The organism is Pseudomonas sp. URMO17WK12:I11, assembly GCF_007677725.1.
Classification (GTDB): Bacteria; Pseudomonadota; Gammaproteobacteria; order Pseudomonadales; family Pseudomonadaceae; genus Aquipseudomonas.
This window is the reverse complement of the sequence record NZ_VEDF01000005.1, coordinates 93964-114351: the sequence shown is the minus strand read 5'-3', so window position 1 is coordinate 114351 and position 20388 is coordinate 93964. Positions and strand designations below refer to the sequence as shown.

Below are 20388 nucleotides of genomic sequence, written 5' to 3'. Positions count from 1 at the left end.
TGGCTGCGGCAGTTCTTCAGCACCGCCGCGGCTGCTGGGAAACATTAAGTCCGATAGAGGAATCTCCCATATCCGGGCAGCATCAGGTACAATTCCCGGCTATTTTTCGGCGGGCGTCCCGGCTCGCAGCCTTTTCGAGTGTTGACCCGTGAGTGATTTGAGTCATATCCGCAATTTCTCCATCATCGCCCACATCGACCATGGCAAGTCGACGCTGGCCGACCGTTTCATCCAGATGTGCGGTGGCCTCACAGCGCGCGAAATGGAAGCCCAGGTACTGGACTCCATGGACCTGGAGCGCGAACGCGGTATCACCATCAAGGCCCACAGCGTCACGCTCAACTACAAGGCGCAGGACGGCAAGGTCTACCAGCTGAACTTCATCGACACCCCTGGCCACGTCGACTTCACCTATGAAGTCTCGCGTTCGCTGGCGGCCTGCGAAGGCGCCTTGCTGGTGGTCGATGCTGGCCAGGGCGTCGAAGCCCAGTCCGTGGCCAACTGCTATACCGCCATCGAGCAGGGCCTGGAAGTGATGCCGGTGCTCAACAAGATGGACCTGCCCCAGGCCGACCCGGACCGCGTCAAGGACGAGATCGAGAAGATCATCGGCATCGACGCGACCGACGCTGTGGCGTGCAGTGCCAAGAGCGGCATGGGCGTCGACGAGGTCCTCGAGCGCCTGGTGCACAGCATTCCTGCGCCCCAGGGCGATATCGACGCGCCGCTGCAGGCGCTGATCATCGACTCCTGGTTCGACAACTACCTGGGGGTTGTGTCGCTGGTGCGCGTGCGCCACGGTCGCGTCAAGAAGGGCGACAAGATCCTGGTCAAGTCCACCGGCAAGCTGCACCTGGTCGACAGCGTAGGCGTGTTCACTCCCAAGCACACCCAGACCGCCGATCTCAAGGCCGGTGAAGTGGGCTTCATCATTGCCAGCATCAAGGACATTCACGGCGCACCGGTGGGTGACACCCTGACCCTGTCGACGACCCCTGAGGTCGAGGTGCTGCCTGGCTTCAAGAAAATCCAGCCGCAGGTCTACGCGGGCCTGTTCCCGGTCAGCTCCGATGATTTCGAAGACTTCCGCGACGCCTTGCAAAAGCTGACCCTCAACGATTCGTCGCTGCAATACATGCCAGAAAGCTCCGATGCACTGGGCTTCGGCTTCCGCTGCGGCTTCCTCGGCATGTTGCACATGGAGATCATCCAGGAGCGCCTGGAGCGCGAGTACGACCTGGACCTGATCACCACCGCGCCAAGCGTGATTTACGAGCTTGAGCTCAAGACCGGTGAAACCATCGTGGTCGACAACCCGTCGAAGCTTCCGGATGTGTCGGCGGTAGCCGATTTCCGCGAACCGATCGTGACGGCGACCATCCTTGTGCCTCAAGAGCACCTGGGCAACGTCATCATCCTGTGCATCGAGAAACGTGGCGTGCAGCGTGACATGCAGTTCCTCGGCAGCCAGGTGCAGGTGCGCTATGACATGCCGATGAACGAAGTGGTGCTGGACTTCTTCGACCGTCTGAAGTCCACCAGTCGTGGCTATGCTTCGCTGGACTACCATTTCGATCGTTACCAGTCGGCCAACCTGGTCAAGCTGGACGTGTTGATCAACGGCGACAAGGTCGATGCCCTGGCATTGATCGTGCACCGCGACAACGCGGCCTACAAAGGCCGTGCGTTGACCGAGAAGATGAAGGAGCTGATCCCTCGGCAGATGTTCGATGTGGCGATCCAGGCAGCCATCGGTGGCCAGATCATCGCGCGGACAACCGTCAAGGCGCTCAGAAAGAACGTACTGGCCAAGTGCTACGGCGGTGACGTCAGCCGTAAGAAGAAGCTGCTGGAGAAGCAGAAGGCCGGTAAGAAACGCATGAAACAGGTCGGTAACGTGGAAATTCCACAGGAAGCCTTCCTCGCCGTGCTCAGGTTGGATAGCTAGGTCCTATGTCGCTAAATTTCCCGCTGTTGCTAGTCATCGCCGTTTTCGTCTGCGGTCTGCTGGGCTTGATCGACCTGTTGTTCCTGGCTCCGCGCCGGCGGGCAGCGGTCGCCACTTACCAGGGCAGCGTCACTCAGCCAGAAATGGCTGTGGTCGAGCGCCTGAACAAGGAGCCGCTGCTGGTCGAATATGGCAAGTCGTTCTTCCCGGTGTTGTTCATCGTGCTGGTGCTGCGCTCGTTTCTGGTCGAGCCGTTCCAGATCCCGTCAGGGTCGATGAAACCAACCCTGGAAGTCGGCGATTTCATTCTGGTCAATAAGTTCTCCTATGGCATTCGCCTGCCGGTGATCGACAAGAAAGTGATCGAAGTCGGTGACCCGCAGCGCGGCGATGTGATGGTGTTCCGCTACCCCAGCGACCCGAACGTCAATTACATCAAGCGCGTCGTCGGCCTGCCGGGCGACACGATCAGCTACACCAGCGACAAGCGGCTGTTCGTCAACGGTCAGCCGATTGCCGAGCAGTTGGTCGGTACCGAGCCGGGCACCCTGGGCAGCGCTGAGCTGTACAAGGAAAAACTCGGCGCTGCCGAGCACTTGATTCGCAAGGAAATGACCCGCTATCGCATGCCGCCGGACCAGCAATGGACCGTCCCGGCAGGCCATTACTTCATGATGGGCGACAACCGCGACAACTCCAACGACAGCCGCTACTGGGACGATCCGAATATCCCCAAGGCGCTGCACGGCATGGTCCCGGACCGCAACATCGTCGGCAAGGCCTTTGCGGTGTGGATGAGCTGGCCAGAGCCCAAGCTCAGTCACCTGCCCAACCTGTCGCGGGTCGGCCTGATCCATTGATACCCATCGGCGCTGTCCTGAAGACAGCGCCGAATGCATTTCTGACATAGGCTGTGTTTTCAAGGAACGAGAGATTCGCCGCTCGGCGCGACGAACCACAGCCCAACAGTCTTTCAGGATGTTGATTTGAACAACGCGTTTAACAACCCACGGGTGGCTGCATGAGTGCTTCCCTTGCCCGTCTCGAGCGCAAGCTCGGCTACACCTTCAAGAACCAGGAGCAAATGCTGCTGGCCCTGACTCACCGCAGCTATGCCGGGCGCAATAACGAGCGCCTGGAGTTTCTCGGTGATGCCATTCTCAATTTCGTCGCTGGCGAAGCGCTGTTCGAGCGCTTCCCCCAGGCCCGCGAAGGGCAACTGTCGCGCCTGCGCGCACGCCTGGTCAAAGGCGAGACGCTGGCCCGCCTGGCGCGAGGCTTCGACCTGGGCGACTACCTGCGCCTGGGCTCCGGCGAGCTCAAGAGCGGCGGCTTTCGCCGCGAGTCGATCCTGGCCGACGCGCTGGAAGCGCTGATCGGCGCGATCTACCTCGATGCCGACATGCAGACCGCGCGCGAGCGCGTGCTGGCCTGGCTCACCGATGAGTTCGAAGGCCTGACCCTGGTCGACACCAACAAAGACCCCAAGACCCGCCTGCAGGAATTTCTGCAATCGCGCAGCTGCGAGCTGCCGCGCTACGAGGTGGTCGACATCCAGGGCGAACCGCACTGCCGCACGTTCTTCGTCGAATGCGAAGTGGTACTGCTGAACAACAAAAGCCGTGGGCAGGGCGTAAGCCGGCGTATCGCCGAACAAGTCGCCGCCGCCGCGGCATTGATCGCCCTGGGCGTGGAGAATGGCAATGACTGACAACAATCCGACCCGCTGCGGTTACGTGGCCATCGTCGGCCGCCCCAACGTGGGCAAGTCGACCTTGCTCAACCACATCCTCGGACAGAAGCTGGCGATCACTTCGCGCAAGCCGCAGACCACACGCCACAACATGCTCGGGATCAAGACCGAGGGTGACGTGCAAGCGATCTACGTCGACACGCCGGGTATGCACAAGGCCAACGACAAAGCGCTGAACCGCTACATGAATCGTAACGCCTCGGCCGCCTTGAAGGATGTCGATGTGGTGATCTTCGTGGTCGATCGCACCAAGTGGACCGACGAAGACCAACTGGTGCTCGAACGCGTGCAGTACGTCACCGGTCCGTTGATCATCGCCGTCAACAAGACCGACCGCATGGAAGAGAAGGCCGAGCTGATTCCGCACCTGCAATGGCTGCAGCAACAGCTGCCAAACGCCGAAGTGATGCCGATCTCCGCGCAACAGGGTCACAACCTGGAAGCCCTGGAAGCACAGATCGCCAAGCACCTGCCGCAGAACGAGCACTTCTTCCCGGAAGATCAGATCACCGACCGCAGCAGCCGCTTCCTGGCCGCTGAGTTGGTGCGCGAGAAGATCATGCGCCAGCTCGGAGCCGAGCTGCCGTACCAGATCACCGTGGAAATCGAAGAGTTCAAGCAGCAGGGCCATGTGCTGCACATTCACGCGCTGATCCTGGTCGAGCGTGACGGCCAGAAGAAGATCATCATTGGCGACAAGGGCGAGCGCATCAAGCGCATCGGCTCCGAAGCGCGCAAGGACATGGAAGTGCTGTTCGACTCCAAGGTCATGCTCAACCTCTGGGTCAAGGTCAAGGGCGGCTGGTCCGACGATGAACGTGCCTTGCGCTCGCTGGGCTACGGCGACCTGTAATCCCGGCACCGCCAGCCCCCGGTAGGCGCGGCCAGTGCAACCCCGGGGCGAGTGATCTTTTCATGGAACAACCTGTCGGCCAGCCAGCCTACGTCCTGCACACCCGGGCCTACAAGGAAACCAGCGCCCTGGTGGACTTCCTCACCCCACAGGGGCGCGTGCGCGCGGTGCTACGCCGTGCGCGCGGCAAGGGCGGCAGCCTGGTGCGACCGTTCGTGCCGCTTGAGGTCGAGTTGCATGGCAAGGGCGAGCTGAAGAACGTCAGGCGTCTGGACACGGTCGGTATTGCCGCCTGGCTCATTGGCGATGCGTTGTTCAGCGGGCTGTACCTCAACGAGCTGCTGATGCGCCTGCTGCCTGGGGAAGCCCCGCAGCCCGAGTTGTTCGAGCACTACGCCCTGACCTTGCAGGCCCTGGCGGCTGGCAGGCCGCTGGAGCCGCTGCTGCGCGCATTCGAGTGGCGACTGCTGCAGGACCTTGGCTACACCTTCTCCTTGACCCTGGACGTCAACGACGAGCCGATCGCCGCCGATGGCTTGTACCGGCTGCAGGTCGATGCCGGGCTCGAGCGCGTGCACTTGCTGCAGCCGGGCCTGTTCAACGGTACCGAGTTGCTGGCATTGGCCGAGGCGAACTGGGAGGCGCCGGGCACCTTGCTGGCGGCCAAGCGCCTGATGCGCCAAGCATTGGCTGTACACCTGGGGCCGCGACCGCTGGTCAGCCGGGAACTGTTTCGCAAGCGCTGAGCACGTCGTATGCTGTGTGGCTCAATCTTCAGGAGAGCCCTTCGTGACTCACAGCAACCGCATGCTCCTAGGCGTCAACATCGACCACGTGGCAACCCTGCGTCAGGCCCGCGGCACCCGCTACCCGGACCCGGTCAAGGCTGCGCTGGATGCCGAGGAAGCAGGCGCCGACGGTATCACCGTGCACCTGCGCGAAGACCGCCGGCATATTCAGGAGCGCGACGTGCTGCTGCTCAAGGACGTGCTGCAGACCCGCATGAACTTCGAGATGGGCGTCACCGAAGAGATGATGGCCTTCGCCGAGAAGATTCGCCCGGCGCACATCTGCCTGGTCCCGGAAACCCGTCAGGAGCTGACCACCGAGGGCGGCCTGGATGTGGCGGGGCAGGAGGCACGTATCAAGGCGGCAGTCGAGCGCTTGGCGCGCACCGGTGCCGAAGTGTCGCTGTTCATCGATGCCGACCAGCGCCAGATCGAAGCGGCGCAGCGCGTCGGTGCGCCGGCCATCGAGCTGCACACCGGGCGTTATGCCGATGCCCAGACACCGACCGAGCTCGCCGAAGAGCTGCAACGCATCAAGGAAGGCGTGGCATGTGGCATCGGCCAGGGGCTGATCGTCAATGCCGGCCATGGCCTGCATTATCACAACGTCGAGGCAGTGGCCGCGATCAAGGGTATCAACGAACTGAACATCGGCCATGCGCTGGTCGCGCATGCGCTGTTCGTCGGCTTCAAGGCGGCGGTAGCGGAGATGAAGGCGCTGATCGTCGCGGCAGCGCGCTGATTGCACTGCGAACTGGCCCGCGCCGGAAGCGGGTGCGGGCCAGTTGCGATCTGGGCTTGCGGCTATTTGCGGGCAACGAGCGTGGCGCGCAGTGGGGCAGGCAGCCCCTCGATCGTTTTACTGTGATCGTCAGGGTCGAGGAAGTCGCTCAACGACTGGTAACGCATCCACTCGGTGCTGCGTTGCTCGTCGACACTGGTGACGCTGACATCCACGCAGCGCACATCGCTGAAGCCTGCGCGGCGCAGCCAACGTGACAACGCCGGCACCGAGGGCAAGTACCAGACATTGCGCATCTGCGCATAACGGTCTTCAGGCACCAGCACCTGGTTTTCGTCACCTTCGATCACCAGTGTCTCCAGCACCAGTTCGCCGCCCTTGACCAGGCAATCCTTGAGCGCCAGCAAGTGTTCGATCGGCGAGCGGCGGTGATAGAACACGCCCATGGAAAACACCGTGTCGAAGCCCTCCAGGCCCGCTGGCAGCTCCTCCAGGGCGAAGGGCAAGTGCCAGGCGGGCAGCTCGGGCAGGTATTTCTGCACGGCCTGGAACTGGCAGAAGAACAGCCAGTTGGGATCGACGCCGACTACCAGGTCGGCACCGGCGCCGAGCATGCGCCATTGGTAATAGCCATTGCCACAGCCGACGTCGAGCACGCGCTTGCCGCGCAGATCCAGGTGCGGGCTGACCCGCGACCATTTCCAGTCCGAGCGCCATTCGGTGTCGACGTGGACCCCGAACAGGTCGAACGGGCCCTTGCGCCAGGGCGACAGGCCCATCAGTGCCTGACGCATCTGCACGCGGCTGGCGTCGTCGCACCGGCAATCCAGGCGCAGGCCGTTGACCAGGTCTATCTCGCTGGGCGTGAGGGCCGGCAGCGCCTGCAGCGCACCACGCCAGCGGTCGAGATCGCCGTGGCCTTTTTCCAGCTTGTTGTCGAGTTGAGCTTGCAGGCCTTGCGACCAGTTAGCCAGGGGCGTGCCGGCAAGACGCCGCACCAGTGGGGACAGATCGATCATGGCAGGGCTATCAGCGAGGCAAAGTTGAGGCATTGGAACCACGGCACCACCTTGCTGAAGCCGGCCGCGTAGAGGCGCTCCTGGTGGGCGTGCAGGGTGTCGGGCTTCATCACGTTTTCGATGGCGCTGCGCTTCTGGGCGATTTCCAGTTCGCTGTAGCCATTGGCCCGTTTGAAATCCAGGTGCAAGTCGTTGAGCAGGGCATGTTCATCGGCGTCGGCGAAGCGCAGTTTTTCCGAGAGAATCAACGCGCCGCCCGGCAGCAGGGCCTGGCGAATCTGCGTGAGCAGGGCCAGGCGTTGTTCGGGGGCGATGAATTGCAGGGTGAAATTCATCGCCACCACCGAGGCCGGCTGCAGCGCCAGGCTGAGGATATCGGCCTCGAGCACCTCGACCGGCAGCAACTCCTGGAACATCGAGTCCTGGGCGGTGAGGTACTGGCGGCAGCGTTCGACCATGGCGGCCGAATTGTCCACCGCGATCACCCGGCAACCCTCGCTGCGCACATGGCGGCGCAAGGCCTGAGTGACTGCGCCGAGGGACGCGCCCAAGTCATACAGCGCGGTGTTCGGCTGGGCGAAGCGGGCCGCGAGCACGCCAAGGTTTTCGACGATGGTCGGGTAACCCGGCACCGAGCGCTTGATCATGTCTGGAAACACACGCACCACGTCTTCGTTGAAGGCGAAGTCGGAGACTAGTTCCAAGGGTTGAGAGAAAAGGCGGTCGGGGGAATGGCTCACGGCAGGCTCAAGCGTGGGTGATGAGGGGGCAATATTCTAGCTAAAAGTGGCTGTGGCTGCCTATTTATCAAACCGAAGTGACAGATGGCCGCGTGGGGGGGCGAGGGTTCCGGTACACCTCGGTCCGTCTACAAGCGCCGGCTTTTCCGGCAAGTTAACGACTTTATCCTGACTTTTGTTATCCGCTCCCAGCGCTACTTTGTTCGAGCGATTTGAGTTCTGATTCGAGTGACTATAGCCAGCGTGGAGGTTTCGTGTGAGTAATAGCCCTGTGGGAAATATACCTTTATCGAAGGACAGTACACCTTTACAAGAAGGCAAACCATTTGATCAGCTCACTGAAGAAGAGCGGGCAGTCCTGGTGCCGCGTCAGATTTTTGACCTGAAGAAGGGAGAGCCTGCATTTATTTTTAGTCGGGACAATCTCAGGACGATCAAACGTTACGCGTCGGCAGTCCGGCAGCTGCCCCTACCTGCCGAAGTTGAAAAAATGGAGTCCTTGTATGTGCTTGGCTTTAAACCAGGCGATATCAATGTGTTTTTTGATAATCTCCGCCGACACGTAGATTCCTGGGATGATGTCGAAGATTCGTGCAAAAGCCTGGGGGCTGATCTGCAGGTTTTTGCTGAAAGCCTGATCAAGGATGGCGCCAACTTTCTAACAACCGTCAAGGCCCTTGACTCCTGGGATTCGTCACCTGAGGAGTCCTTTGCACTGGAGATGCTCAAGCTGGGTGACAGCGAAACGCGAACATTCAGGGAGAGTGTGGAAACCTTCCTGCAGAACATGACCGAAGAAATATCCGATAAGCTGGAAAACATTCGGCATGTCAAAAAGCTCATCGATAGATTTGGTGATGCGATTTCCAAAAATTTGGATCCTATGGGTAGAAGTCTGTTCGCCAAATTCCAAAATCACGATGCGGCTGAGACACTGCAAGCTTTAGAAATGGAGCTTGCCCAGCTGGATGAAGCTATTCAGCAGAAACTTGTCGAGTACAACGGGCTTGTCGGTGCCTCGTTCTATGGCTTGGTCTTCGGGCCTATTGGGCTCGCGGTGACTGGCGGAATCTATGGTGCTCAAGCTGAAACCGTTCGGGCAGAAAAAAACCTGCTGCTCGATAGGCAAGCCCAGCTGACAGCTGAAAAGGATGTGCTGCTGGACGGCAGTGTCATGCAATTTGAAAGCATCAAGAGTGCTTTGAAAGATATGCAATTCAGGTTGGTGGAAGTCTGCACAGCAACCAAAAACCTGGAAGATGTCTGGGTGCTGTTGGGGGCCTATGCAAAGAGCTCGCTCAAGAACGTGGAGAGCGTATCCACCCAGCTAGAGCTCAAGCGATTCGTCAATCGCTTTGAGCGGGTTATCTCCCCTTGGGGGGACATTCTGGGCATTACCAAAAAAATTTCTGAACTTTTCAATGAGGCCCTGCGGGGATGATTAAGGAGTTTTCTGCCATGGACATACAAATGGATGAACTGCCTGATGTAAAAGTGATGCTGCAGATCGAGGCACGGATGAGCGAGCTTTACTACAATGACTCAACTGACATACTTCCGTCTCTGCGCGAGCGTTTGCTGGATCTGGTTAACTTGGTTGTGGCCGGTAATGATGCCCTTCGGGAAAAAGCATTGGCTAGCCTGGTTGGTCTGAACCTTGACCTCAAAGACTCCTTGCCTCAATTGGATGAGGAGGAGTTACTCCGTGTCCGCCAGGACCTGAATGCAGAAGTCAGTGAGATTACCAAGGCGATAGGGGACGTGTGCGACTATCGCTCACCGGATAGTCTAGCGCTGCAAAAAGAGCATGAGTCCGGTGTCGCCAAGCTGCGCGCCAACATTGCCGAGGTCGAGATACTGGTCGCCGAGAATACGGCAAAGCTGGAAGAGGCGAATGAGCTACTGAAGACGCTCGATCAGCCTTCTGTACGCAAGGCCTTGCGCAGCACTATACCCGAGGAGGGCGATATAGATGGGGTGCTGAAGACGCTCAAAGATCCGACCCTAAATCCGGAGTTGATTAAGGCGGCTTTGAGCAAGCTCAACAAGCACCTGGACCTGCTGGAAAATGGACGTCGGTTCGCCGATGTCGTAGCGGCCATAAAGCAGATCAGGGACGCTCGGACCAAGCAGGAAAGAACGTTGAATCAACTTCGACAGCAGCTTGATAAGGCAGAGCTGACATCCGACCAGTTCGAGAGTGTCAGGAGGTTGCTCGAGAGCCGTATACCTTGGATGGCGCAAGCAAACAAGTTCATGGATGCCTGGCAAGTTCATGAGCGTGCGTTGAATGCTACGACTCAACCGGCACTCGAGTCTGCATTGAGGCAAGCGAGGGATTACCTACTTGCCTTGCGCCGGGGTTTCGAAGCGGTCTGACCGGTGTTCAATTTACCCTGATGGCGCAGTCGAACGTCTGCACAGGGCGGACTTCTGGTGCCCACGGTTGCTGATAGACCAGCACAAGGTGTCCCTCACCGGCAGCTTGGGCCTTGAAGCGCCAGGTCGAGAGGCCCGAGCTGCCAACGATACCTGCGTCTTCGGGGTCACTGTAGACCTCGGGGCCGAGGCTGCGCAATACGTTCGAAGCAGGGTTCTGTACCCGCCAGCGGTAGCCGGTGGAGGGGTTGCTCGGCAGGGTCAAGCCAAGGCTTTGGCCGATCTGTAGGCGCTGGGGGCATTCGCTTTCGGCGTCCAGTTCGACGGTTTGTTTTGGTTGCTGGGCGCAGGCGGCGAGCAGTGCGAGGCTCAGGGGAACGAGCAGACGAGGGGCGGTCATGGTGGCTCCGAAGGCTGGCGATGGCCTGAGAATAACCGATGATCAGTGGGATTTGTGTTGTCAGTACGGCCTCTTCGCGGGCAATCCCGCGAAAGGCCGGTGCAGGTCAGAACAATACCTTGGCCACGTCAGCGAAGCGCTTGGCGAAATGCACTGTCAGGCCCTCACGCAGGTACTCTGGCAGTTCCTCGAAATCGCCGCGATTGGGCTCTGGCAGAATCAGCTCGAAGATCTTCTGCCGACGCGCCGCAATCACCTTCTCACGCACGCCGCCAATGGGGAGAACCTGGCCAGTCAAGGTCAGTTCGCCGGTCATGGCCACGCCTTTTTTCGGCGCTTGGTCACGGGCCAGCGACAGCAGGGCGCTGGCCATGGTGATACCGGCACTCGGGCCGTCCTTGGGCGTGGCGCCTTCGGGTACGTGCAGGTGGATGAAAGCTTCGTCGAAGAACGTCGGATCCCCGCCGAATTGCGTGAGGTTAGAACTCACGTAGCTGTAGGCGATTTCCGCAGATTCTTTCATCACGTCACCGAGCTTGCCGGTGAGCTTGAAGCCGCGGTTAAGGGTGTGGATACGCGTGGCCTCGATCGGCAGGGTCGCACCGCCCATGCTGGTCCAGGCCAAGCCGGTGATGACGCCCTTGCCCGCCAGCACCTGCTCACTGCGAAACACCGGCATGCCCAGGGCGGTTTCCAGGTCTTTGTTGCCGATCTTGAGCTTGGCGTCAGGGTTGTCGATCAACTTGACCACCGCCTTGCGCACCAGTTTGCCTAGCTGTTTTTCCAGCTGGCGTACGCCGGCTTCACGGGCGTAGCCCTCGATCACCAGGCGCAGCGCGGTGTCGCTGATGCTCAGGCTGGTCTTGGCGACGCCAGCCTTGGCCAGTTGCTTGGGCCACAGGTGGCGTTTGGCGATGGCCAGTTTTTCTTCGGTGATGTAGCCGGAGAGGCGAATCACTTCCATCCGGTCGAGCAAGGGGCCTGGGATCGAGTCCAGCGTGTTGGCCGTGCACACGAACAGCACCTTGGACAGGTCCAGGCGCAAGTCCAGGTAGTGATCGAGGAAGTCGACGTTCTGTTCCGGATCGAGGGTTTCCAGCAGCGCCGACGCCGGATCGCCCTGGTAGCTCTGGCCCATCTTGTCGATTTCGTCGAGCATGATCACCGGATTCATCACCTCGACGTCCTTCAGGGCCTGCACCAACTTGCCCGGCTGGGCACCGATGTAGGTGCGGCGATGGCCCTTGATCTCCGCCTCATCGCGCATGCCGCCGACGCTGAAACGGTAGAACGGTCTGCCCAGGGACTCGGCGATGGATTTGCCGATGCTGGTCTTGCCCACGCCAGGCGGGCCCACCAGCAGCACGATCGAGCCGCTGATTTCGCCTTTCCAGGCGCCCACGGCGAGGAATTCGAGGATGCGTTCCTTGATGTCGTCCAGGCCGGCATGGTGCTGGTCGAGAATCTTGCGTGCATGCTTGAGGTCGAGCTTGTCCTTGCCGTACACGCCCCAGGGCAGGGCAGTGGCCCAGTCCAGGTAGTTGCGGGTCACCGCGTATTCGGGGGATCCGGTCTCGAGGATGGCCAGCTTGCCCATCTCTTCGTCGATGCGTTTGCGCGCCTGCTCGGGCAGGGTCTTGTCCGCCAGGCGCTGCTCGAACTGTTCCAGATCGGCGCTGCGGTCGTCCTTGGTCAGGCCCAGCTCCTGCTGGATGACCTTGAGCTGCTCCTTGAGGAAGAACTCGCGCTGGTGCTCGCCGATCTGCCGGTTGACCTCGGCGGAGATCTCGTTCTGCAGGCGTGCCACCTCGACTTCCTTGCGCAGCATGGGCAGGACTTTCTCCATGCGTTTGAGCATGGGCACGCAATCGAGCACCTCCTGTAGCTGGTTGCCCGTGGCGGAGGTCAGCGCGGCGGCGAAATCGGTGAGTGGCGAGGGGTCGTTGGGGCTGAAGCGATTGAGGTAGTTCTTGAGTTCTTCGCTGTACAGCGGGTTGAGCGGCAGCAGCTCCTTGATCGCGTTGATCAACGCCATGCCGTAGGCCTTGACCTCGTCGGTCGGCTCGGCAGGTTGGCGCGGATACTCGACCTCGACCAGGTAGGGCGGCCGGTGGTGCTTGAGCCAGGTGCGGATACGCACGCGGGTCAGGCCCTGGGCGACAAATTGCAGCTTGCCGTTTTCGCGGCTGGCGTGGTGCACCTTGACCAGCGTGCCGTACTCAGGCAACGCAGAGGTATCGAAATGCCGATGGTCTTCGGGCGGGGTGTCCATGAAGAACAGCGCCAGCGAGTGATGGTCGGTCTTGGCCACCAGGTCGAGCGTTTCGGCCCAGGGCTCTTCATTGACGATCACCGGCAGCACTTGCGCAGGGAAGAAGGGGCGGTTGTGAATCGGGATCACATAGACCTTGTCCGGCAGCTGCTGGCCGGGCAGGGCAAGGGCATGGCCGGGAAGGGCCTGGGTGTCGGGTGGTTCTACTGCGCTGTGTTCGTCGGGTTGGTCCGGCAAATCCTGCTGGTCGCTCATGGGGCACCTGCGTCAATGACTATGGTGCTTAGATGGGGCAGAGCGGCAGGGGTTTCAAGCTTCAAGCTGCAAGCTTGAAGCTGCAAGACAGAAGCGCATCCGCTTTTGCTTGCAGCCCGCCGCTTGCAGCCCGCCGCTTAGTCCCGAAGTTTGTAAGCGATGATGTAATCGCCCATGGTGGTGCCGAGCGAGCCATGGCCGCCGGCCACGATCAGCACGTATTGCTTGCCATCCTTGCCGGTGTAGGTCATCGGAGTGGCTTGGCCGCCTGCTGGCAGGCGCGCTTTCCACAGCTCCTTGCCGTCGTTCACGTCATAGGCACGCAGGTACTGGTCCAAGGTGCCGCTGAGGAAGCCGACGCCGCCAGCGGTGACGATCGAGCCGCCCATGCTCGGTACGCCGACCGGCATGCCGATCGGGATCGGGGTGCTGTCACGGGTGGTGCCGTTCTTGCGCTTCCAGACCACCTTGTTGGTGAACAGATCGATCGCCGCGACGTAGCCCCAGGCCGGCGCCTGGCATGGCACGCCCAGGGGCGACATGAACGGATGCATGGTGACCGCGTAGGGTGCGCCGGTGTTGGGCTGCACGCCGCTGGTTTCGCTCTCGCGCTTGCTCCCGGCCGCGACTTGCTCACGGGGCACCATCTTCGACACGAAGGCCATGTAGTTCGGCGAGGTGAACAGCAGCTGGCGTACCGGGTCGACCGACACGCTGCCCCAGTTGAACACGCCCACGTTACCCGGATAGATCAGGCTGCCTTGCTCGGACGGTGGCGTGTACTGGCCTTCGTAGCGCAGCTCGCGGAACTGGATGCGGCACAGCATCTGGTCGAACGGCGTAGCGCCCCACATGGCCTGTTCGGTCAGTTCAGGGCCGAGCAGGTTGAGGTCCGAACGCGCCTGGGTCGGCGCGGTGTGGTCGCCTTTGACCGCACCTTGCGGCACCGGAATCTCGCGGATCGGTACGATCGGGGTGCCGTCGCGGCGGTCGAGCACGTACAGGCTGCCCTGTTTGGTCGGCACGATGATCGCAGGCTTTACGCCGTCTTGAGTCTTCAGGTGAACCAAGGTCGGCTGGCTGCCGACATCCATGTCCCACAGGTCATGGTGAGTGAACTGGTAGTTCCAGCGCGCCTTGCCGGTAGCCAGGTCCAGAGCGACGACACCAGCGCTGTATTTTTCAGCACCCGGGGTACGATCGGCGCCCCACTGGTCTGGCGTCTGGTTGCCCAGCGGCAGGTAGACCATACCCAGGTCTTCATCGACGCTGGCCAGCGACCACATGTTCGCCGAGTTGCGGCTGTACAGCTTGCCGGGTGCCAGCGGCTGGGTGTCGTCGGGATTGTCGCTGTCCCAGTTCCACACCAGGCGACCATCGTGCACGTCGTAGGCGCGGATGACGCCCGAGGGCTCGTTGGTCGACTCGTTATCGGTGACATGGCCGCCGATGATCACCAGGCTGCGCGTTACCGCCACCGGCGAGGTGGAGTAGTAGCCACCCGCGGTGAACGGGCCGATACCGGTCGTCAGGTCGATCGCGCCCTGATTGGCGAAGCCTTCGCAAACCTTGCCGTTGTCGGCATTGATGGCGATCAGGCGCGCGTCGGCGGTCGGCAGGTACAGGCGGCGTGGGCATGCCTGTGCTACCGCCTGGCCGGCGTCGGAGACCTTCGGTGCCGGGCTGCCGTCGCGGCTGACATAGCTGTTTTCGTCGTAGTACGAAACGCCGCGGCAGGTCATGTGGGCAAAGCCCTTGAAGGTGCCAACCGGCGTCTTGATCTGCGGGTCGTAACGCCAGATTTCGGCACCGGTATCCGGATCCAGGGCCAATACCTTGCTGTGCGCGGTGCACGCATAGAGCATGCCGTTGGCTTTGAGCGGGGTATTTTCGTTGGTCAGTTCCACCGGATCGTTGTCGGTGGGCAGGTCGCCGGTGCGAATGCGCCAGGCCTCTTCCAGGCGATAGGCATTCTGCGCGGTGATCTGGCGCAGCGGCGAGTAGCGATCACCGTGCTCGGTGCGTCCATAGGCCTGCCAGTCGCCATCGGGCATGGCCGGCGCGGCGCTGCCCATCTCACTGTTGTCACGGCCCAGCTCGCCGAACACTTCACCGGGGTGGGTGAACTGGCTGGCCAGGGCGCAGGCGCCCGACGCCAGCACCGCGACGCTCAGCAGTGCGGTATTGGCTTTGGCGCCGGGGCCGATCAACGGACGACGCGTCCAAGGCAGCAGCAATACCACACCGATCGCGAACCAGATGGCCAGGCGCGGCACCAGTTGCCACCAGTCAAGGCCGACTTCCAGCAAAGCCCACACCGTGCTACCCAGCAGCACCAGGCCATACAGGCCCAGGGCCAGGCGGCGTTGTGCCAGCAGCAGGGCGCCAGAAACGGCGAAGCCGATGCCGGCAATCAGGTAATACAGCGAGCCGCCGACCTGGCTCAGTTTGATGCCGCCCGCCAGCAGGGCCAGGCCCATCAGCAACAGCAGCACGCCCATCAGGCGCGGTAGCCAGCGGCGTCCTTGTTTGGCACTTTCAGTGCTCATCTTAGGTTCTCCGTTGTGTGAAGGTTGTCAGTGTGCGAAGGGTTAGAACGTGCTTTGAATCTTGAGACCGCCGACCAGCGCGCTGTCGACCTGCGACACCCCGCCTGGATGGCGGATGTATTGCAGGTTCGGGCGCACCGTGAGCCAGTCGGCCAGATGAATGCCGTAATAGAGTTCGGCGCTGTACTCGGTGTCTTGCACCGGCAAGTAGCCAGGATTGTCGTAGTCGTCCAAGCCTGCCGCCTGGTTGGCCAGGCGCGCATTCTTGCGGTAGGCCGGGTTGGCGTGCACGCGGGCGACGGCAAAGCCGATGTCGTCCTTGGCGCGGGCGTCGAGAAGGCCTTTGTAAACCAGTCCAGCCTGAACGTAGTTGTCGATGACATTGGTTTTCTTGTCGTGCACCGTGGCGTTGGCGAACACGCTCAGGCCACGTGACTGGTCCGATGCCAGCGAGGTCACTTGCTGCTGGGCGCCAAGCCACATGCCGTGCTTGCTCGAACTGCTGCGGTAGGCGGCGCCACTGAGGGCGGCCGGCTGGCCGTTGCGGTCGTTGAGAACATCCTGGGCGTTGGCACTACTGTAGTAGTAGCCGGCGCGATATTCCCCCTTCAGACCTTGGATGCGTGGCGCCCACACCAGTTCGATCGGCATGACCGCGCCCTGGGTGCCGCTGCCGCTGAGCTTGAAACCGTTGCCCGATTGCAGGTTCGACGGGTTCTGCTCGTACACCCCGACCTGGGCGTACAACGCTGGGCTGAGGTTGTAGCGCACCCGCAGCGCCCATTGGCTGACCGGCCAGTTGTACCAGATGCCGCCCACCCAGTTGCCCACCTGAGAGCCGCAGAACGCCAGGTTCTGGAAGTCGCACGGGAAGCTGTTGAAGTCTTCACCTTCGCCAAAGCGGCCGAATTTCACGTCCAAGGCGCCGTCGAAATACTTTTGCTTGATCCACAGTTGCGTCAGTCGCCAGGTTTCGCCCCGGCCCCAGACTTCCTGTGCCGAGGTGAAGCCACCGACGCGTGGGTCATTGATGCGGTCGTTGCTGATATTGTCGCCGTGCCGTTCGGTCACGGTGAGCTGAAATTCGCTGTCGTGCCAACCGAGGATCTTCTGCAGGTCCAAGTGGCTGGTGAAGCTGAACTGATCGCTGTAGCGCGCGGTACGCTCGTGGTCATAACCGCCGTGCAGGTTGCTGCCCATCTCGCCGGTGTAGCCAAAGGTGAAGTCGTAACCTTGTTCGAGCAACTCACTGCGGCTACCGCCCCAGTCGCCGAACATCCATGGGGAATCCTGGGCGAATGGCTCGCTGGCATTGGCTGCGGCGCACAGTGAAACGGCCAGGGTAGTGGCTGCAAGGTGGGTGTAACGAATGTAAGGCAGTGGCATGAGGTAGCGCTGTCTTTTAATAATCGAGAAAACGGCGAACGCACCAATGAGCGTGACCATCGATGCATCGAATAACGGGGAAGTGGCTGGGTGAAGCGATTCAGCCAAGGGGCGGGGAGGATATAGGGGAAGCGCGTGGAAAAAAAGACAATTTGTCGCAGGGGATTGTTACCGTTGCGGCAACAGTAGTCTCGCGGGCAGCGAGTGCGTTGCCCGCGGGCCTCGTGGCGCTTAGAACGTAGTGCGCAAGCCGACTTCGACGCTGCGCCCTGGTGCCGGTGCGATGTCGCGCAGGATGGAACTGGCATAGCGCACGGTCTGGTCGGTGAGATTTTCACCGCGCACGAATGCCAGCCACTGGCTTTGGCCGACATCGAAGCGATAGCCGACGCTGGCACCCAGGGTGGTATAGCCGTCGGTGCTGGTTTCGTTGGCCGGGGTGCGGTGCTGCCCAGCCGCGTGCTGCACGTCGACCCGCGCCTGCCAGCGCTCCAGCTCCCAGACCAGGCCGCTGTTCAAGCGCAGTGGGGCAATGCGCGGCAGCGGTTGGCCATTGTCGAGGTTCTTCGCCCGGGTGTAGTCGCCAGAGAGCTCCAACGCGAAACTGCCGTAGCGATTTTGCACCAACTGCCAGCGATCCTGCGCCTCTATACCGTAGAAGCGCGCACGCACGCCTTGGTATTGATACTCGGGGAAGCCGCCCTCGTCATGCTCGTGATCGTGGTCGTGCTCATCGTCATCATGATCATGATCGTGCCCTTCGCGCAGATTGCCGGTGCCGATCAAGCCTATGTAGTTGCGAAAGTGACTGTAGAACACCCCGACACTGCCCTTGTGCGTGCCATTGTCGAAGCGCAGCGCCAGGTCGGTGGAAATGGCTTTTTCCTTGTTCAGGCTGGCGTCGCCGACCTCATAGGCCCCGGTGGCCACGTGAGCGCCATTGGCGTAAAGCTCATAGAAAGTCGGCGCTCGCTCGGTGTACGCCAGGTTGGCGGCCAGCGACCACACCGGATCGAGCTGATACACCGCACCTGAGGACAGGCTGAAGGCGTTGAAGCTGCTGCTGCCGTCGGCACCGGCGAAGGTCTCGTTGCCCTTGGCATCGGGCTCGACCCGGGTGTGCTCCAGCCGCGCCCCCAGGCTCAGATCCAGACGCTCGGTCGCCTGCCATTGTTCGAGCATGAACAGCGCCAGGCTATCGGTATCGGTGTGCGGGACGAAGGCTTCTTCACCCAAGGCGGAGAATTGGTTGCGGCTGACCTGCGCCCCGACCACGCCTTGCAGCGGCCCGAGCGGCTGGTGACGTGCCTCGATGCGGGCCTCATAGCCCTTGTTCTTGAAGGTGGTGTGCACCTCGCCTTGTTCAATCTCGCTATGTTGGTAGTCGGTGTAGCCGGCATCGAGCTTGACCGAACTGAACGGGCCGTCCAGATCGCGCAGTTCCGACGCAAACGCGTAGTGGTCCTGCTTCATGTCCAGGCGCACGCCGGATTCAGCGACCGAGCCGTAGTTGCTGTCATAGCGGCTGTAGGACAAGCCCGCATAGCCATGCTCCCAGTTGTAGGAGCCGCCGAGCGCGCCGCCATCCTGGCGACCGTCGCTGTTTTCCAGGCGGTGGCGGCTGCCCGCGGCGTCGGCGTCGCGCACTTTGCTGCTAAGGGCGTAGCCGGGGATGCGCAAGTCGTTGAACTGGCGGCTGTTGGCATCCAGGTGCAAGGCGAAGGTGCCGTCGCCGGCTTCCAACTTGCCGGCGCTGCTGCGCGTGGTGTCGGCGCCACCGTAACGCAGTTCGCCCGCGCCGTGGATGCCGTCGATCGGCGCGTCGGGAATGCGGTTGTCAAACGTGTTGACCACGCCGCCAATCGCACTGCCGCCGTACAGCAGCGCCGCAGGGCCGCGGACGATCTCGACGCGCTCGACGCTGACCGGATCCAGCGGCACGGCGTGGTCGTAGGATAGCGCCGAAGCGTCGAGGGCGCCGACTCCGTTGCGCAGGATGCGAATCCGGTCGCCGTCCAGGCCACGGATCACTGGCCGGCTGGCGCCTGGGCCGAACCAGGTAGAGGCGACGCCAGGTTGCTTGTTCAAGGTTTCACCGAGACTGGCGTGCTGCTGTTGCAGCAGGTCGTCGCCTTCGAGCACGGTGCTGGGGGTTGCCAGTTGAGCGTTGCCCAGGGGGTTGGCAGTGATCACTTGAGGTTGCAGTTCCACGGCGTGGCTCGGCAGGGAGGCCAGCCACAGCGCAGCAGCGAGAGGGGAGAGGCGAAGCGGTATGTGCAGCATGGGGATGAGGCGTTCCTTGGCAGATGCTTTTATGTTGTTACAATATAACATAACTATTTCAGCACAGAAGGTTTTGCCCCTGCCAGCGGTTTTTCAGCGCGCAACGCGCGCCCCACCCATCACTACACTGGTGTAAGGTGCGCATCTTTCCCACGGAGCACTGGCATGAGCACGGCCCACCACAACGCGCTGCACGGCAAGACCCTCGAACAGATCCTCACTGAACTGGTGGCGCACTACCAATGGCAGGGGTTGGCCGAACGCGTGGACGTGCGCTGCTTCAAGAGCAATCCGAGCATCAAGTCGAGCCTGACGTTCTTGCGCAAGACGCCCTGGGCGCGGGAGAAGGTCGAGCAGCTGTACATCAAGCTGCAGCGCCAGGCCTGACGTGCCTAAACGTCCCTGGCTGACGGCGATGGCGTTGCTCGGCTGGTTCGCCCTGGCGATCCAGGTCTATCTGGTGCTGCTGGACCGCTGGCAAGAGCAGGCCAGCCTGATCGGCGGGCTGATCAACGTCTTCGGTTACTTCACGGTACTGACCAACACCCTGGTGACCACGGTGCTGAGCTATGCCGCGTTCGGCCGTGAGTCAGCCGCCAAGCGCTTCTTTCTCTCGCCTGTGGTCAGCTCGGCGATCGCTGCCAGCATCATTCTGGTGGCCCTGGCCTACAGCGTGCTGCTGCGCCACCTGTGGCATCCCGAAGGCTGGCAGTGGCTGGCCGATGAGCTGCTGCACGATGTCATGCCTGCCTTGTTCACCCTGTATTGGTGGCGCGAAGTGCCCAAGGGCAGCCTGCGCTGGCGCCATCTGGCGCTGTGGGCGCTGTACCCGGCGGTGTATTTCGTCTATGCGCTGTGGCGTGGCAGTGAAATCGGCGTCTATGCCTACCCGTTCATCGATGTGGCCAGCTTGGGCTACGGGCAGGTGTTGCTCAACGCCCTGGGCGTACTGGCGGGGTTCTGGGCCATCGCGCTGGTGCTGCTGGGGCTGGATCGGTGGCGTGGCCACCGATAGGCCAGG

The 20388-nt window shown here is 61.6% G+C and carries 17 protein-coding genes; 10 read left to right on the top strand and 7 right to left on the bottom strand.

All coding sequences use genetic code 11. The features are described from left to right. Window positions 1-148: 148 nt before the first annotated feature. The 6 genes from lepA (at window position 149) to pdxJ (ending at window position 6084) form a co-directional block, all read left to right on the top strand. A complete protein-coding gene (gene lepA / locus FS665_RS11580; protein ID WP_145187937.1) occupies window positions 149-1948 on the top strand; it encodes a translation elongation factor 4 in 1800 nt (599 codons plus the stop codon). Window positions 1949-1953: 5 nt separating this feature from the next. Further along, window positions 1954-2808: a signal peptidase I gene (gene lepB / locus FS665_RS11575; RefSeq protein WP_145187934.1), complete on the top strand. Its 855-nt coding sequence runs from the start codon at window positions 1954-1956 to the stop codon at window positions 2806-2808. A gap of 161 nt (window positions 2809-2969) precedes the next feature. Then, window positions 2970-3659, top strand: coding sequence for a ribonuclease III (gene rnc, locus FS665_RS11570; RefSeq protein WP_027917873.1), 690 nt, complete (start codon window positions 2970-2972; stop codon window positions 3657-3659). Continuing rightward, window positions 3652-4554 carry a GTPase Era gene (era, locus tag FS665_RS11565; RefSeq protein WP_145187931.1) on the top strand — a complete coding sequence of 301 codons (903 nt, stop codon included), beginning with the start codon at window positions 3652-3654 and terminating at the stop codon, window positions 4552-4554. Before rnc ends, era begins: the two co-directional genes overlap by 8 nt. 62 nt (window positions 4555-4616) lie before the next feature. Beyond that, complete coding sequence (gene recO / locus FS665_RS11560; protein WP_145187928.1) at window positions 4617-5300, top strand: DNA repair protein RecO; 684 nt, start codon at window positions 4617-4619, stop codon at window positions 5298-5300. Between the two features lie 61 nt (window positions 5301-5361). Continuing rightward, window positions 5362-6084, top strand: coding sequence for a pyridoxine 5'-phosphate synthase (gene pdxJ / locus FS665_RS11555; RefSeq protein WP_371921263.1), 723 nt, complete (start codon window positions 5362-5364; stop codon window positions 6082-6084). Window positions 6085-6146: 62 nt separating this feature from the next. Here the strand turns inward: pdxJ and cmoB are convergent, their stop codons facing one another. Continuing rightward, window positions 6147-7103 (bottom strand): tRNA 5-methoxyuridine(34)/uridine 5-oxyacetic acid(34) synthase CmoB, encoded by a 957-nt coding sequence (cmoB, locus tag FS665_RS11550; RefSeq protein WP_145187921.1) that lies wholly within the window; start codon window positions 7101-7103, stop codon window positions 6147-6149. Further along, window positions 7100-7843, bottom strand: a complete 744-nt coding sequence (gene cmoA / locus FS665_RS11545) for a carboxy-S-adenosyl-L-methionine synthase CmoA (RefSeq protein ID WP_145187918.1) — start codon at window positions 7841-7843, stop codon at window positions 7100-7102. Before cmoA ends, cmoB begins: the two co-directional genes overlap by 4 nt. Window positions 7844-8099: 256 nt before the next feature. Here cmoA and FS665_RS11540 point away from each other — a divergent pair, with 256 nt between their 5' ends. Both FS665_RS11540 and FS665_RS11535 read left to right on the top strand, forming a co-directional pair. Beyond that, a complete protein-coding gene (locus FS665_RS11540; protein ID WP_145187915.1) occupies window positions 8100-9284 on the top strand; it encodes an alpha-xenorhabdolysin family binary toxin subunit A in 1185 nt (394 codons plus the stop codon). A 17-nt stretch (window positions 9285-9301) separates the two neighbouring features. Continuing rightward, window positions 9302-10222 (top strand): alpha-xenorhabdolysin family binary toxin subunit B, encoded by a 921-nt coding sequence (locus FS665_RS11535; protein WP_145187912.1) that lies wholly within the window; start codon window positions 9302-9304, stop codon window positions 10220-10222. Between the two features lie 7 nt (window positions 10223-10229). On the opposite strand, the gene FS665_RS11530 is transcribed toward FS665_RS11535, so the two are convergent. The 5 genes from FS665_RS11530 to FS665_RS11510 all read right to left on the bottom strand — a co-directional run bounded on the left by FS665_RS11530 (window position 10230) and on the right by FS665_RS11510 (window position 19367). Then, on the bottom strand, window positions 10230-10622 hold the full coding sequence (locus FS665_RS11530) for a protease inhibitor I42 family protein (RefSeq protein WP_145187908.1): 393 nt from the start codon (window positions 10620-10622) through the stop codon (window positions 10230-10232). Between the two features lie 106 nt (window positions 10623-10728). Then, window positions 10729-13149 carry an endopeptidase La gene (gene lon, locus FS665_RS11525; RefSeq protein ID WP_145187905.1) on the bottom strand — a complete coding sequence of 807 codons (2421 nt, stop codon included), beginning with the start codon at window positions 13147-13149 and terminating at the stop codon, window positions 10729-10731. A 137-nt stretch (window positions 13150-13286) separates the two neighbouring features. Beyond that, the gene (locus FS665_RS11520) at window positions 13287-15698 is read right to left on the bottom strand and encodes a glucose/quinate/shikimate family membrane-bound PQQ-dependent dehydrogenase (RefSeq protein ID WP_145187902.1); all 2412 of its coding nucleotides are present in this window, start codon (window positions 15696-15698) and stop codon (window positions 13287-13289) included. 42 nt (window positions 15699-15740) lie between these two features. Next, the gene (locus FS665_RS11515; protein WP_256675089.1) at window positions 15741-17084 is read right to left on the bottom strand and encodes a carbohydrate porin; all 1344 of its coding nucleotides are present in this window, start codon (window positions 17082-17084) and stop codon (window positions 15741-15743) included. A 231-nt stretch (window positions 17085-17315) separates the two neighbouring features. Beyond that, a complete protein-coding gene (locus FS665_RS11510) occupies window positions 17316-19367 on the bottom strand; it encodes a TonB-dependent receptor (protein ID WP_145187899.1) in 2052 nt (683 codons plus the stop codon). Window positions 19368-19532: 165 nt separating this feature from the next. On the opposite strand from FS665_RS11510, the gene FS665_RS11505 reads away from it, so the two are divergent. Both FS665_RS11505 and FS665_RS11500 read left to right on the top strand, forming a co-directional pair. Continuing rightward, window positions 19533-19754, top strand: a complete 222-nt coding sequence (locus FS665_RS11505) for a VF530 family DNA-binding protein (RefSeq protein WP_145187896.1) — start codon at window positions 19533-19535, stop codon at window positions 19752-19754. Between the two features lies 1 nt (window position 19755). Beyond that, the gene (locus tag FS665_RS11500; protein ID WP_145187893.1) at window positions 19756-20382 is read left to right on the top strand and encodes a Pr6Pr family membrane protein; all 627 of its coding nucleotides are present in this window, start codon (window positions 19756-19758) and stop codon (window positions 20380-20382) included. Window positions 20383-20388: the final 6 nt, after the last annotated feature.